The organism is Stutzerimonas sp. S1 (assembly GCF_025966695.1).
Lineage (GTDB): Bacteria > Pseudomonadota > Gammaproteobacteria > Pseudomonadales > Pseudomonadaceae > Stutzerimonas.
Window position 1 is genome coordinate 407,157 of sequence record NZ_JAOEIY010000003.1, and the last position, 13,332, is coordinate 420,488.

Here is a 13,332-nt window from a genome sequence, read left to right on the forward strand (position 1 = left end):
CTACTGAAGCAGCTGCCCCTGGCTAGAGGGGCGCGCAGGTCAGCTGACAATAAAAACAATGGGCGCGACGGAGAATGTGATGTTCAAGACCACGTTAATTGCCAATTCGGCGCTGAGCCTGGCGGCGGCTCTCGTCTGGGTCAGTCAGGCGCAGGCGGCTCAATACGATCTAGGCAACCCCGACCTCTCGATGCGTTGGGACAATACCTTGCGCTACAACCTGGGCATTCGTGCCGAGAGTCGTGATGACGCACTGGCCAACAACGCCACTTATGACGAATCCGACTCCAAGTTCGACCGCGGCGATGTGGTGACCAATCGCGTCGACCTGATGAGCGAATTCGAGTTGGCCTACAAGCGCTACCACGGTTTTCGCATCAGCGGCGCAGCCTGGTATGACCAGGCGTATTCCGATACCGATGTCGAAACCGGTTCGGGCGCGGTGTACTACCCGGGCGCCTTTCCTGGCGCTAGCGTTCCGAGCTACCGCGGCGGGGAATATTCGAGCCATACCAAGCGTTATCACCATGGTCCCAGCGGCGAACTGCTGGATGCCTTTGCGTTTACTCGCTTCTATGTAGGCGATGCTCCGGTCAGCGTGCGCGCCGGTCGGCATACGGTGTACTGGGGCAACGGACTGTTGATCGCGGGACATGCGTTGTCCTATTCCCAGGCACCGCTGGATGGCCGCAAAGCGCTCGCCAATCCTGGCACCGAAACACGGGAAATCTTCCTGCCGCTGGCTCAGGTTTCGGCCCAGGCACAGGTCACCGACCGGTTGTCCATCGCCGGCCAGTATTTCTTCGAGTGGGACAGCACAAGGGCGCCGGAAGGCGGGACCTATCTGGCCTCGGCCGATGTTGCCCTCGAAGGCCCCAACCAATTGCCGGTTGCACCGGGTTTTGCTTTTCCCATCGTCGACCCGCTGGAACCCGACGACAGCGGCAACTGGGGCGTAATGGCCAGCTACGGGCTGGACTTCATGCATTCCGAGGTCAGCGCCTACTACCGTGAATTCGATGACTACACGCCTTGGGGCCTACAGGTCGGGCCGGATTTCGGCCGCTATGTGTACGCTGAAAAAACCAAGCTTTACGGCCTGGGCTGGTCGATGGGGCCGGTGCTTGGCGGCGCTTCGGTAGGTATCGATCTTTCCTATCGCAAGGATGCGCCCTTGGTATCCAGTGGCATCAGCCTGGCGGACAACCAGGGCGCGCGTGGCGACACCCTGCATATGGTGGTCAACGGGTTGTGGCTGTTGCCGCGCACGGACTATTTCGACACCGGCACCCTGATCGCCGAAATGGCTTACAGCCATCTGGACAAGGTCACCCATAACGAGGGCCTGTTCCGCGGCGAAGGCTACGGCGGCTGCGCAGCGGGGCAGGACAAGGAATGGGGTTGCGCCACGCGCAACTATGTCGGCGCGGCGCTCAGCTTCACGCCGCAGTGGCTGGGCGTGTTCCCCGGCTGGAACCTGTCCATGCCCATGAGCGTGGATTACGGCATTTCCGGCAACGCCGCGACAGGTGGCGGCAACGAAGGCCGCTACACCTACAAGGTCGGCGTGAAGGCGCTGTTCGACGAGCGCTACGACTTCACCCTGGCTTACATCGGCTATGGCAGCCAGCGCAACTACGACTATATCGCCGGCGTCGGCAAGACCGTCGTCGGCGGCAGCGGCGACATCGGCCTGTCTGACCGCAACTGGCTATCGCTCACATTCAGCACGGCATTCTGAGTAGATCACCACGCGTCGGCCTGCATGCAGGCCCTCCGCGAATCTGCGCGCTTTTCCGGTATTGCCGAGACTTTGCTCGACGGGCAGGCGCGCTTTCCAGGCGATGACAAAAACAACGATGACTGGAGGTATACATGTTCTTCAACCGATCTGTGACCGGGTTGCTGGCCGCCATGAGCGCAGCGTCAGCATTCGCAGCGCCTTATACGCCCGCTGACCTTGGCAATGAGCTGACCCGATTCGGTGCGATAGCCGCAGGCAACGAAGCGGGCACAATCCCGCCCTATGACGGTGGTCTGAAAGTACCGGCAGGCCTGAAGCCCGGCGACGGTCAATGGCCGAATCCGTTCGAGGGCGAGAAACCTCGGCTTCGGATAACGGCAGCCAACGCCGATGAATATGCCGAGCAGCTTTCATCGGGGCAGATGAAGTTGCTCAAGCAGTATCCCGACACCTATTACATGGACATCTACCCGACGCACCGCACCGCGGCATTCCCGGAGGCATTTCTGGCGGCCACCGAGCGCAATGCGAAGAGCCCGGAATGCAAAACCATCAACGATGGCCTTTCGATCACCGAAGACTGTCGGGGTGGCTTGCCTTTTCCGCTGCCCGAAAGCGGTGAGCAGGTGATGTGGAACTACATTCTCAATTACCAAGGCATCAACGGTTGGGACTGGAACCACAGCGCCTATGTCGTCAACCAGGGCCACGCCACGCTGACTAACACCAATCAATCCACCGGTGAAAAACCGTATTACCAGATTGGCGTGGACGGTCGGGACCCGGCGATGGCGCAGCGCATATGGTCGCGCGTCGTTGCGCCAGCCCGTACCGCCGGGCAGGCATCGGGGTACTGGGATTACCTCGATCCGGTGAAAAGTTCGCGCTACGCCTGGAGCTACACCACCGGCCAGCGCCGAGTCCGCCAGGCACCCGAATTCAATTACGACACGCCCAACTCGGCCTTTGGCGGCGTGGCGTTCTATGACGAGATTTTCCTGTTCTCGGGAAAGATGGATCGCTTCGACTGGAAGCTGGTCGGCAAGAAGGAAATGTTCATTCCCTACAGCAATTACAAGCTGAAGTGGGGCTGCGACATGGATACCAAACTGATGCCCAACCACATCAATCCTGACTGCGAGCGCTGGGAGCTGCACCGCGTCTGGGTGGTCGAGGCAACCCGCAAGGAGGGCGTTCGCCACGCGCAGAGCAAACGCCGCTACTACATCGACGAGGACACCTTTGGCGCAGCGGTTTACGACGCGTGGGACGACAGCGGCGAAATGTTCCGGACCGGCGCCCAATACAACATCCAGGCCTACGGCATTCCCAACAATCCTCAGCAGGACGCCTACTCGCTGTACGACTTCACCCGCAGCCAGTACGGCATGTTCGGCAACGGCCCGACGCGCTATCGCGACAAACCGATCGCCGAGCGCGAAGCCAATCCACAAACCATAGCCGGCGGCCAGACGCGCTGAGCACCGGGCGGGGCGAGCGCCGTGGCCGTCGCTGAAAGCGGGGCAGGCGATCGCTGCCGCCGCTGGTGTCACGGGTGGCCTAGATAAATAAAGAAGAGGGGCGTTGTGGATGAGCAATCGACTGGAAAACAAAGTGGCGCTGATCACCGGCGCGGGCAGCGGTATTGGTCGCTCATGCGCGCAGATGTTTGCGGCGCAGGGCGCTCAGGTCGTGGTGACCGACCTCTACGCCGACGCGGCCGAGCGCGTCGCCGAAGCTATTTCGCAGGCGGGGGGCAAGGCGATAGGGATGAAGGTCGACGTGGGCCGCGAGGAAGAGCTGGCGCAGATGGTCGACACTGCGATGACATCCTTTGGCCGTCTCGACGTGCTGTTCAACAATGCCGTGAACAAGAACCCCGACACTGCAAGAGACGTGGATTTTCTCACCTTCAACGAGGACCTGTTCCACGCCAACATGCGCGTCAACGTACTCGGCGGTGTGCTCGCCTGCAAACACGCGCTGCCACACATGCTCGAGCAGGGGCAGGGCTCGATCATCTTCACCTCGTCCACCAGCTCGATTGCCGGTGAAGTTGCCCAGTTCAGCTATGGCGCTTCCAAGGCAGCAGTGAACTGGTACGTGCAGACGCTGGCGGCAACCTTCGGTAAGCGCGGCGTGCGCTGCAACGCAATCCTGCCGGGCGTAATTCGCACCGCCGCCCTCGACGGCTGGGCCAACGACAAGATGGTGCAGGGCTTTCTGGACATCCAGAACGTGCCGCGCCTCGGCCTACCCGAGGACATCGGCGCAATGGCCGTCTACCTCGCCTCGGACGAGTCCAGGTATGTCAACGGCACCCTCATGCGAGTCGACGGCGGCATGAGCTGCGCCACGCCGATGGTGCCGGTGGTACGCGCCTATCTCTGAGCAGTCATCCGCCATCCGGCGGGAAACGTCATCAATTCTTCTGGATAACAAAAATGGGCATACAACAAGAGACGTTTATCCGCGAATTCCTCGACGCCTGGGGCGACGGCACCGCCGAATCGCGTCCGCAGGTCGACAAGATCATTTCGATGATGGCCGAAGACGCCGTCTGGCAACTCTGGGTGCCGGGCGGGCCGGTCATTCAAGGACGCGAGGCGCTCAGGCGCGAGATCGAACGGCAGATGAGCTACGTCACCCACAACAAATGCACGATCCGCCAGATCGTGTCTTCGGATGACGTGGTCATGACCGAGCGCGACGACTATGCCGTGTCCAGCGGCAAGCCGATGCCGCACTCGATGGTGGCCGTCTATGAGCTCGACGAGCAGGGATTGATCAAGGCCTGGCGTGAATATCTCGATACCGCAGATCTGGCCAAGAAGCTAGGTGTTTCGGTCGCCGAAGTAGGCGGCCCGAACCTTCAAGCGGCTGAGCGCTGAGCCTCATTGTTTAGGAGTGTGGAATGGAAACGGCAGTAAAAAAACAAGATAGCGCCGCTGCAACCAGCGAATGCAAGTTGAAGGCATTTGTCGAGCAACTCACGGGCGGGCGGGTCACGAGCATGCAGCGGCTGGTTCGCTGGCGGCCGGCTTGGAACCTGGAAGTCGACAGCAATGGCCAGACGCTGCGTTTGCACCTGCGTGGCGAACGCGGCGGCGACGTCAGCCCCTTCCCGGATTTGCGCCGCGAGGCCGATATTCTCAAGCTGCTTGGCCAGCAGGGCATTCCGGTGCCGCGTATCCATGGATTCTGCGAAGACCCGCCAGCGATAGTCATGGAGCTGGTGCGCGGAACGCGTGATCTTTCCGCTGCCCGCAGCGATGAAGAACGGCGCGATCTGGCTCGCCAGTACGTGCGGGCCATGGCCGCCATGCATCAGTTGCCAGTCGAGCCCTTCGTGGCGCAGGGCATCGACCGGCCCGAGGGCGCCGAGTCCATCTCGCTGGCGGGGTTGGAGGCGTACTACCCGCTCTACGAACGCAACAAGACCCGGCCGCAACCCTTGGTGGAATTCGCTCTCGGCTGGTTGCGCCGCAACGTACCCATGCACCGCACCGAGGCGCGGTTCGTGCAATACGACTCGGGCCAGTACCTGTTCGAGAACGGACAGTTGAACGCGCTCTATGACTTCGAGTTCGCGATGATCGGTGACCCGCTGGCCGACCTCGCCTCGGCGCGCATGCGCGACAACTATGAACCGCTGGGCGACACCTTCAGCGATCTTTATCGCTACTACCAGGAAGTCACGGGCGAGCGGCCGGAGCCGGACGTGGTGCGCTTTCATACAGCGCTGTTTTCCACTGTCAGCGCCATGCAGTTTTCCAGCACGGTGGCGACGCCGCAGCCGGGGGATCCGCACGACACCTACACCGAGTTCGACATCGCCTTGCGCCGTGTGGTGGTGCATGCGTTGGCCGAAGCGATGGGCGTTCCTTTGGAAACCCCGGCACTGGACATCGCCACGCAAGGGCCGAACGCGGCACTGTTGATGATGCTCGAGGACGCCGTCGCGCAGGTGAAGGTGAGTGATGAGTTTCAGCAATCCAAGCTCAAGTCGGTGAGCAAGCTGGTCGAGTATCTCGTCAAGGGAGACGCCATGACGTTGCGATTACAGGCATTGGAACAGGCGGACGCCGAAGCGCTACTGGGCCGCACATTCGACCATTACAGCGAGATCGACGCGGCATTGGAGGACTTCGTGCGCAGCGCCGGCCCGGAATATGACGAGCCCTTGTTGAAACTGTTCATGAAACAGATCGAGCGGCGCGTGCTGGTGTTCGGCCGCACCGCGATTGGTGGCTCGGCGAGCCATATCGATCTGCCGCCGATCGAGCCCCGCTGAAACCGGCCAATCATTGCCGTAGCCAAGCCACCCGTTCAGTTAGAAAGGAAGTTGTTCCATGTCCGAGCAAGACACTCACGCCTTCACGAAAAAATATGGCCCTTGGGCCGTCATCGCAGGTGCTTCCCACGGTGTTGGTGCCGCGCTTGCCGACCAGGTGGCTGCAAAGGGTCTGAACTGCGTGCTGGTTGCCCGGCGCGAAGATGCCCTGATCGATTTGAAGAACCAGCTTGTCGACCGTTATGGCGTCGAGGTGCTGGTCGTCACACTTGACCTGACGCTGGACGATGCCGCCGACCGGCTGGTGGCAGCGGTGGCGGACCGGGAAGTAGGGCTGCTGATCTATAACGCCGGCGGCGATCCATACATCACCCGCTTCCTCGACACGCCGGTTGAAGACTGGAGCAAATTGCTGCACCTCAATACCCGGACGATCATGCGCTGCTGCCATGCGTTCGGTGGCCGAATGGTTGCGCGTGGCGCCGGTGGGGTCTTGCTGGTTGGCTCCCAGGCTGCGCTGGGTGGCGTGCGCAAGCTGGCCATGTACGCGGCCACCAAGTCTTTCGCCATGACGCTGGGCGAAGGGCTCTGGGCCGAATGGAAGGGGCAGGGCGTCGATGTGCTGAACCTGCTGATCGGCACGGTCGATACGCCAACCATGCGCGACGCGATGGTCAGGCAAGGAATCGCCGGCGCCCTGACCATGCAACTGGCCAAGGCCGAGGACATCGCTGCGATCGCGCTACGCGAGTTACCCAACGGGCCGACGCTGATCCATCCCGACGATCTGGCCGAGTCGCCCACCGGGTCGCATTCGGGGCAGGCGCGGCGCGAACACGTACTGCGGATTAGCGCAGAGTCTGCACTCTTTATCGGTGATTGAAACCGTGGAGCGAGGGCGGCCGGTCGAGTATGCAGCGATGGGTTAGCACTCATCAGATATGGGGCGGCGCAGCGCCGTGCTCGGCAGTAAATGCAGTGGGTTTTCCATACACCAGGCAGAGTCCCGAAACATGAAAAATTTCGACAATACGGAGTTCAAACGGGGCTGGCGGATTCTCATCCTTGCAATCGTCGGGGTGGCCACCAGCTCGAGTTCCCTGCTGTTGTACAGCTTCAGCTCGATGGTGATTCCGCTCGAGGAGGCGATGGGCTGGCCGCGCGCCGACCTCCAGGCTTCGATCACCGCGCTTTCGCTGGGGACCATCATTGCCGCGCAAATGGCCGGCTGGCTAAACCTGCGTTACGGTTTGCGGCTGGTCACGCTGATCTCCCTGGTGACGCTGGCACTCAGTATGTTCGCCTTGTCGCGTGCCTCGGGATCGATCTGGATGCTTTATCTGGGGTTTTTCCTGGTTCCGCTGGCCGGTTTGGGGACGCTGCAGGTGACCTGGTCGCATCTGGTCAATCTCTGGTTCGAGGAGAACCGAGGCTTTGCCCTGGCGATCATCCTGAGCGGCTCCGGGCTGGCGGCGATCATGCTGCCGCTCATCACGACCTGGGCGATCTCGCGCTGGGACTGGCGGGCGGGTTTCATTGCGCTGGGTGCGTTGCCGGTGCTGCTGGCGTTGCCACTGACGCTGCGCTGGTTGTTGCCGGTGGCCAAGGGCCACGCGTCACACTCGATGCAGAGCGGCGCCGAGCGAAGCCATCCGGGAATGCTGCTGCGTGATGCGCTGCGTTCGTGGCGCTTCTGGATCTGCAATCTTTCGATGACGCTGGTGGTGTCCTGCGTGGTTGGCATGGTGACCAACATCATTCCGCTTTTGCGGGACAAGGGCATCGCGGCGGAGCAGGCCAGCCAGATCTTCAGCACCTTCGGGATATCGCTGATCCTTGGTCGCCTAGTGGTGGGTTACCTGATTGATCGATTGTGGGCACCTGGCGTCGCGGCTGTGGCCTTGCTGATGCCCGCCTTGGCCTGTCTGGTGTTTCTCTATGCAGATGCCAGCATCTGGTTGTTCGTTCTTGCAACCCTGTTGGTCGGCCTTGGCGCAGGTGCGGAATTCGACATCGCCGCTTTCCTGATCGCCCGCTATTTCGGTATGCGTGACTACGGCCGCCTGTTCGCCGTGCATCTGGGCCTGATCACTGCCGGGGCCGCTGCCGCGCCTTTGCTGTTCGGCGCCCTGTATGGCGCGAGCGGCAGCTATACCGGCCTGCTGGCCTTCTGCTGCATCTGCTTTACCGTGGGGCCATTGTTGCTGCTTGGATTAGGCGGCTACCCGGTGTTCGAGCGCGAGGCGGAGGCCGCACCGGTCTAGCTGGCGTTCTGCTCATCAGGCCAGGCCTCGCGTTGGCCTGGTGAGCGCTGTCGACGGAACTCCTCGGGCGTCCAGCCGACCGCTTTTCGAAACGCCGCGGAAAAGGCGGCGGCGCTCTGGAACCCGGTCATGTAGGCGATCTGCTTGATCAACAGGGAAGGGTCGCCGAGGAGCCTCATTGCCCGGTTGACCCGTGCTTCGGCCGAGTATTGGCGCAGGGTCTTGCCCGTGGTGTTCTTGAAATAAACCGACAGCTTTCGTTCCGGCAAGGCACACAGATCGGCCAGCTTGCGCAGCGAAATATCGTTTGCATCGGCGTCCAGAGCTTCCCTCAAGTGCTGCAGCTGACGGCGACTCAGCTTGCCGGGTTCGTCGTCATCGCGCTGTTTGCCAAGAAATTCCTTGCGCAGTTCCAGCGCGATACCGGTCATCAGGCATTCGATATGGAGCTCGCTGGCAAACCCGGGGAATGCAACCTCTTCGCCAAGCCTGCGCAGCGAGGCCTGCAGATAGTTGCTTTGGAGGTTCAACATGGCGTCCGTGATGCAGTGTTCCCAGTCCCAGCGGTAAGCCGCGAGCGGCGCGATGGCAGCGGGGTCGAACAGGCAGATCACCGCTTTTTGCTGACAAGCCCGATGCTTGAAGTGAAAGTCGCTTCCCGGTGGGATGAAGATCGTCTGGCCGAGCGGCTGGCAGCTTCCGCGGTTGCCCGACAGGGTGCCACGATTTGACAACGGCGCGTTTTCGGGAGCTTCGGCCAGCAGTAGCCTGATCAGACAGTGATCAGTCAGGTGAATCAGCGCGGCTCCCGAGCTGGACCAATGTGCATGCTCGACGCGAACCTCAAAGCCCTTGTTGGACAAGCCGGCTTCGGTGGAAAAATTGCCCGCATGGGGGGACTCGTATTCCCGATATTCGATGACATTCATGTCGCTTCCTTCAGCCGTTCTTATTGTTGATGCTGAGCTTTCCTGTCGCTGACTGACATGCCAGATGCAGGTTTACGAAATGAGGACCGTCTCCGAGTGTACTTTCAGATCAAGCTTGGCGAGTGATAGCGTTCGGAGCCAGATTTTGAAGTTTTGATGGCCAGGGGCGCCAGCCACTCGCTGCGCCAGCCGCGCTATTCGTGGCGGCAACTGCTGGGCAGCTTCTCAGACGGCGGAGGTTTTACCCAGCTCAATCGGATTCTCGTTTGTCCCGCAGTCAAAGCTGACCGATGGACAAGGGTGCAGGCTCGGCCTAGTTTTCCATACCGCAACGGCTGAAAAGCCTGCCCGACCCGATTTTGCGGACAATAGACAACGGAGAGAACCGTGAGTAACACGATCGAGGACAACAAAGCGCTGGTGCGTCGATATGTACAGGCCGTTATCGACGGCGACATGGATACCTTCGAGGCGTTGCAGCATCCGGATGTCAAATGGTGGACGTTGACCCGAGGCGACATGAGCCGCGAAGCGTTCAATACCGCAGTACGCAGCGGCCTGCTAAGTGCCGACAAGCGCTCGGTGGTAATCACCGGATTGACCGCTGAAGGCGATCGCGTCGCCTATGAAGCGCAGGGCGAGATGGCGTTTGCCGACCGCGTCTATCGCAACAGTTACCACAACCTGCTGGTGATCCGCGACGGCCTGATCGTCGAAGGCCGCGAATACATGGATACCAAGGCCTCCACCGAGGCGCGCCTTGCTTAGCCGGCCATTCTCAAAACTGTAAATCGAACGAAGGCGGCCTGCCTGGCCAAGCGCCGCCCCGTCTGGCGGCGGCTGGTGCAGTCATGCGGTGTTGCGGCGAGCAGGCAACAGCCCCTTGCCCACTGCGCGAACTCCAGTACCGATTGCGTGCCCGTCCCCAGTCATCGCCTCAAGTTGCCGGCTCGGTTATCGCCCCATCCGTAACGGTGGCTGTCGCCACTTCCCCAGGAGACGTGGGAAGGGTGGGGTAACGCCCCAACGTCAAAAGCAGCAACGCACCGATACCAAAACTGACCATGCAGAACATCAGCATCGCGTGATAGGAGCCGGTTGCCTCGAACAGCGCGCCGAAGAACGCCGGAGACATGGTGCTGCCGATCGCACCAAAGCTCATCTGAAAGGCGAAAACCCGGCTGTAGTCGCGCAGCCCGAAATAGCGCGCGATCAGATACGACGCAATATCCATTTCGGCGCCGGCGCCCAGCCCGGCGAAGACACAGGCGAGCGCCAACAGGGGAACATGTGCGCCAACCGTGCTGAACAACAGGCAGCCGACGCCGGGAAGCAGCAAGACGAAAAAGGCCACCCCAGGCGCCCACACCCGGTCGATCAGATAGCCGATGAACAGCCGCCCGAAAATCAGCGACACGCCGAACGCACCGAACACCTTGGCCGCCTCGGTTACTGAAAGGCCGCTGTCCTGCATCATGGGCACAGCGTTGATGATCATGCCCATCATGCCCATGATCGCGAGGAACAACGCGCAGTTGATAACCCAGAAGCGCCGCGAGTGCAACGCCTGGCGAAGCGAGAAGCCCGTCAGTCCGACGTCCGGCTGCGCAGGGAGAGATGATCGTTGTGTCGCCTGTTCCACGGCCCCTCGGGTGCTCAACCAGCGCAACGAAAGCGGCAAGGTCACCAGCAATGGCAACAGCGCCAAGCCCCAGAACCAGGCGCGCCAATCCCAGCGGATGATTGCCCAGCTCAGCAACGAGGGCAGCACCAGGGCGGCCAGGCCCGTGCCACACAGGATGATCGCCAGTGCCAGGCCGCGGTTCTTGTCGAACCAGAGGCAGGTCAGCTGCGTCCAGGTCACGTGTAGCGTGCCCACCCCGGCAAACGCCAGCAGACCAAAGCCCAGATTCAATTGCCACAAGTGGCCGGTGTTGAGGGCCATGGCGAAGTAGGCGAGCGGCAGCGCGATCAGCGAGCAAAGGGTCACGCGACGCGGCCCGTAGCGTTTGTTCAGCCAGCCGGCAACCTGAAAGGCGATGATGGAACTGCCGTACTGAAAGGCCGCCGCCGTCTGGATTTCGCCTCGCGACCAACCAAAGGCCTCCTGTAACGGCAGCACCAGCGTGCCGAATGCATAGATGGGCGCGACGGCGACCGAAGTGGCGATACCCAGCAGCGCCAGAAGCAGCACCCGCCATCCCTGGCGGAACTCTGTCCAGTCGATAGCCAGAGAGGTGTGGGGCTTAGCGGCGGAAACGGCCATGTGGCGTCCTCTTATTGTTGTCATGGCGATACCCTCAGCCGGGCTTTCAAGCGCCCGGCGGGTCATGTCACAGGGTCAATTCAGCTGCTCAGCGCCTATCTGCGCGGCAGGCTCGATAGCCGGTTGTGGGACATCGTCCTGAGCCAGGGCCAGCCCGGCGAGATAGCCAAAGGTCAGGCTGAGCGTATTGTTCGCGCCGTTGCCCGGCGCGCGGCCCCGCCATAGCGAGTTCATGTCCAGACCCACCGCGTGCAGACCGGGAATCGGCTGGTCGTTCCCGTCCAGCACGCGCGCCTTGCCGTCTATGCGCAGGCCGACCGTGGTGGTGGAGTCGCCGGGAAATATCTGCACGGCATAGAACGGCCCTTGCTGAATCGGCCCGAGGCAGGGATTGGGTTTGTGGTTGGGATCGCCCAGAGGCATATCGGCCTTGTCCCGTCCACGCCCGAAGTCATTATCCACACCCCGGGCGGCTTGCTGGTTGAAGCGCGCGACAGTGTCGGCGAGGTTGCCGGGATTGACGCCGATACGCGCGGCAAGCGCATCGAGGGTCGGCTCGGTGAGGATATAGCCGGCGGCAATCAGCCCTTTCAGCCCAAAGCCGCCCGGGCGCACCAGGCCCAGGCCGTATTTCTTGATGAACGGGTGGTCGCAGACAAGGTGCGCCGGCACCGAGCCGGTGCGGTGCATGGGCTCCACCAGGTTGGTCGCCGCCTCGTTACCGAAACGCCTACCGTCCCGGTTGACCGCAATGCAGCCTGGCTTGCCGCGATCCATATAAAGGTGCGGAAATTTGCGTATTGCGCCGTCGGGCCTCCTCAGCAGCGAGACCACCACCCAGCCGGCATTGCTCAGGTTTTCGCCATCGAAGCGGCCGCCAGCGTCGCGGGCTTGCTGCAAACCGTCGCCGGTGTTGCCCTCCGGCACCAGCGACACATGGTGTTCGGCAAACGGAATGTATTGTTTGCGCATGTCCGGATTGGCGGAAAAACCGCCGGTGGCCAGCACGACGCCACGGCGCGTGCGAATTTCTACCGGTTTGCCGTCGCGCTCGACAACCACGCCTTTGATCGCCCCATGCTCGTGGATCAGGCTGCGCATGGGCGTGTCTTTCCACAGCTCCACCCCGGCATCGATCGCCGAGCGCAGCAGCCGGGCAGCCATGGCGTTGCCCATGGTCAGACGCGTACCGCGCGAATAGCTCAGCCGATCCACGCCAAAGCGCACCGCCAATTTAGCGATGTGTTTGAACGAGGTGAACGACTTGGTGACCTTGGCGATGTGCGGCATGTCGCCAATGCCGAACATCATGCCGCCCGGCGCGTTGAATTCAGTCAGCGGGGGCCGTAGTTGGTCGAAGTATTCGCCCAGCTCACGACCGTCATATTCCACCGGGCAAAGCAAACGGCCATCGGCGGAAAAGCCCTTGGCCTGCGGATGCCAGTCGGCAAAACCGCGCTGCACGGCGAAACGTACCGAGGTACGCGCGTGCAGGTAATCGACCATGCGCGGCGCGGCATCAAGAAAAGCCCGCAGCAGATCGGTACGCAGTGTCGGCCCCACCACTTCCTGAACGTAAGCGAAGGCCTGCTCTGGATCATCTTTCAAACCGGCCTCGGCCGCCTGGGTATTGCACGGCACCCAGATGCCGCCGCCGGAAAGCGCGGTGGTGCCGCCGAACAGCCCGGTCTTTTCTACCAGCAAAACGTCGAGGCCCTGGGTTGCGGCGACAATCGCGGCCGTCATGCCGCTGCCGCCAGAGCCGACGACGACTACGTCTTTTTCTATCACCGGATTGTCATTCATTCTTGTAGGTTCCGTTGTTTCTGAAACTG

At 61.7% G+C, this 13,332-nt stretch carries 11 protein-coding genes; 8 read left to right on the forward strand and 3 right to left on the reverse strand.

The window, feature by feature from the left end; genetic code table 11:
* Window positions 1-79 precede the first annotated feature (79 nt).
* The 7 genes from N8H22_RS08685 to N8H22_RS08715 all read left to right on the forward strand — a co-directional run bounded on the left by N8H22_RS08685 (window position 80) and on the right by N8H22_RS08715 (window position 8,302).
* The gene (locus tag N8H22_RS08685; protein WP_264590165.1) at window positions 80-1,741 is read left to right on the forward strand and encodes a DUF1302 domain-containing protein; all 1,662 of its coding nucleotides are present in this window, start codon (window positions 80-82) and stop codon (window positions 1,739-1,741) included.
* A gap of 173 nt (window positions 1,742-1,914) precedes the next feature.
* Window positions 1,915-3,225, forward strand: coding sequence for a DUF1329 domain-containing protein (locus N8H22_RS08690; protein ID WP_264590218.1), 1,311 nt, complete (start codon window positions 1,915-1,917; stop codon window positions 3,223-3,225).
* A gap of 109 nt (window positions 3,226-3,334) precedes the next feature.
* Window positions 3,335-4,135: a glucose 1-dehydrogenase gene (locus N8H22_RS08695; RefSeq protein WP_264590166.1), complete on the forward strand. Its 801-nt coding sequence runs from the start codon at window positions 3,335-3,337 to the stop codon at window positions 4,133-4,135.
* A gap of 53 nt (window positions 4,136-4,188) precedes the next feature.
* Window positions 4,189-4,635 carry a nuclear transport factor 2 family protein gene (locus N8H22_RS08700; protein ID WP_264590167.1) on the forward strand — a complete coding sequence of 149 codons (447 nt, stop codon included), beginning with the start codon at window positions 4,189-4,191 and terminating at the stop codon, window positions 4,633-4,635.
* A gap of 23 nt (window positions 4,636-4,658) precedes the next feature.
* Window positions 4,659-6,038, forward strand: coding sequence for a phosphotransferase family protein (locus tag N8H22_RS08705; RefSeq protein ID WP_264590168.1), 1,380 nt, complete (start codon window positions 4,659-4,661; stop codon window positions 6,036-6,038).
* 58 nt (window positions 6,039-6,096) lie between these two features.
* A complete protein-coding gene (locus N8H22_RS08710; protein ID WP_264590169.1) occupies window positions 6,097-6,921 on the forward strand; it encodes an SDR family NAD(P)-dependent oxidoreductase in 825 nt (274 codons plus the stop codon).
* A 130-nt stretch (window positions 6,922-7,051) separates the two neighbouring features.
* Entirely contained in the window at window positions 7,052-8,302 is a 1,251-nt protein-coding gene (locus N8H22_RS08715; RefSeq protein WP_021208015.1) for an MFS transporter, read from the forward strand.
* Here N8H22_RS08715 and N8H22_RS08720 read toward each other — a convergent pair.
* Window positions 8,299-9,231 (reverse strand): AraC family transcriptional regulator, encoded by a 933-nt coding sequence (locus N8H22_RS08720; RefSeq protein ID WP_102832410.1) that lies wholly within the window; start codon window positions 9,229-9,231, stop codon window positions 8,299-8,301. The two genes, N8H22_RS08715 and N8H22_RS08720, sit on opposite strands and share 4 nt — an antisense overlap.
* 387 nt (window positions 9,232-9,618) lie before the next feature.
* Here N8H22_RS08720 and N8H22_RS08725 point away from each other — a divergent pair, with 387 nt between their 5' ends.
* Entirely contained in the window at window positions 9,619-9,999 is a 381-nt protein-coding gene (locus N8H22_RS08725; RefSeq protein ID WP_264590170.1) for a nuclear transport factor 2 family protein, read from the forward strand.
* A 169-nt stretch (window positions 10,000-10,168) separates the two neighbouring features.
* On the opposite strand, the gene N8H22_RS08730 is transcribed toward N8H22_RS08725, so the two are convergent.
* Together N8H22_RS08730 and N8H22_RS08735 are read right to left on the reverse strand one after the other, a co-directional pair.
* Window positions 10,169-11,497 carry an MFS transporter gene (locus N8H22_RS08730; RefSeq protein WP_264590171.1) on the reverse strand — a complete coding sequence of 443 codons (1,329 nt, stop codon included), beginning with the start codon at window positions 11,495-11,497 and terminating at the stop codon, window positions 10,169-10,171.
* Window positions 11,498-11,572: 75 nt separating this feature from the next.
* A complete protein-coding gene (locus tag N8H22_RS08735) occupies window positions 11,573-13,303 on the reverse strand; it encodes an FAD-dependent oxidoreductase (RefSeq protein WP_264590172.1) in 1,731 nt (576 codons plus the stop codon).
* Window positions 13,304-13,332: the final 29 nt, after the last annotated feature.

What these genes read in the sequence shown, in the direction of transcription:
- N8H22_RS08685 (WP_264590165.1), top strand. Translation starts at nt 80, where the DNA reads ATGTTCAAGACCACGTTAATTGCCAATTCGGCGCTGAGCCTGGCGGCG.
- N8H22_RS08690 (WP_264590218.1), top strand. Translation starts at nt 1,915, where the DNA reads ATGAGCGCAGCGTCAGCATTCGCAGCGCCTTATACGCCCGCTGACCTT.
- N8H22_RS08695 (WP_264590166.1), top strand. Translation starts at nt 3,335, where the DNA reads ATGAGCAATCGACTGGAAAACAAAGTGGCGCTGATCACCGGCGCGGGC.
- N8H22_RS08700 (WP_264590167.1), top strand. Translation starts at nt 4,189, where the DNA reads ATGGGCATACAACAAGAGACGTTTATCCGCGAATTCCTCGACGCCTGG.
- N8H22_RS08705 (WP_264590168.1), top strand. Translation starts at nt 4,659, where the DNA reads ATGGAAACGGCAGTAAAAAAACAAGATAGCGCCGCTGCAACCAGCGAA.
- N8H22_RS08710 (WP_264590169.1), top strand. Translation starts at nt 6,097, where the DNA reads ATGTCCGAGCAAGACACTCACGCCTTCACGAAAAAATATGGCCCTTGG.
- N8H22_RS08715 (WP_021208015.1), top strand. Translation starts at nt 7,052, where the DNA reads ATGAAAAATTTCGACAATACGGAGTTCAAACGGGGCTGGCGGATTCTC.
- N8H22_RS08720 (WP_102832410.1), bottom strand. Translation starts at nt 9,231, where the DNA reads ATGAATGTCATCGAATATCGGGAATACGAGTCCCCCCATGCGGGCAAT.
- N8H22_RS08730 (WP_264590171.1), bottom strand. Translation starts at nt 11,497, where the DNA reads ATGGCCGTTTCCGCCGCTAAGCCCCACACCTCTCTGGCTATCGACTGG.
- N8H22_RS08735 (WP_264590172.1), bottom strand. Translation starts at nt 13,303, where the DNA reads ATGAATGACAATCCGGTGATAGAAAAAGACGTAGTCGTCGTCGGCTCT.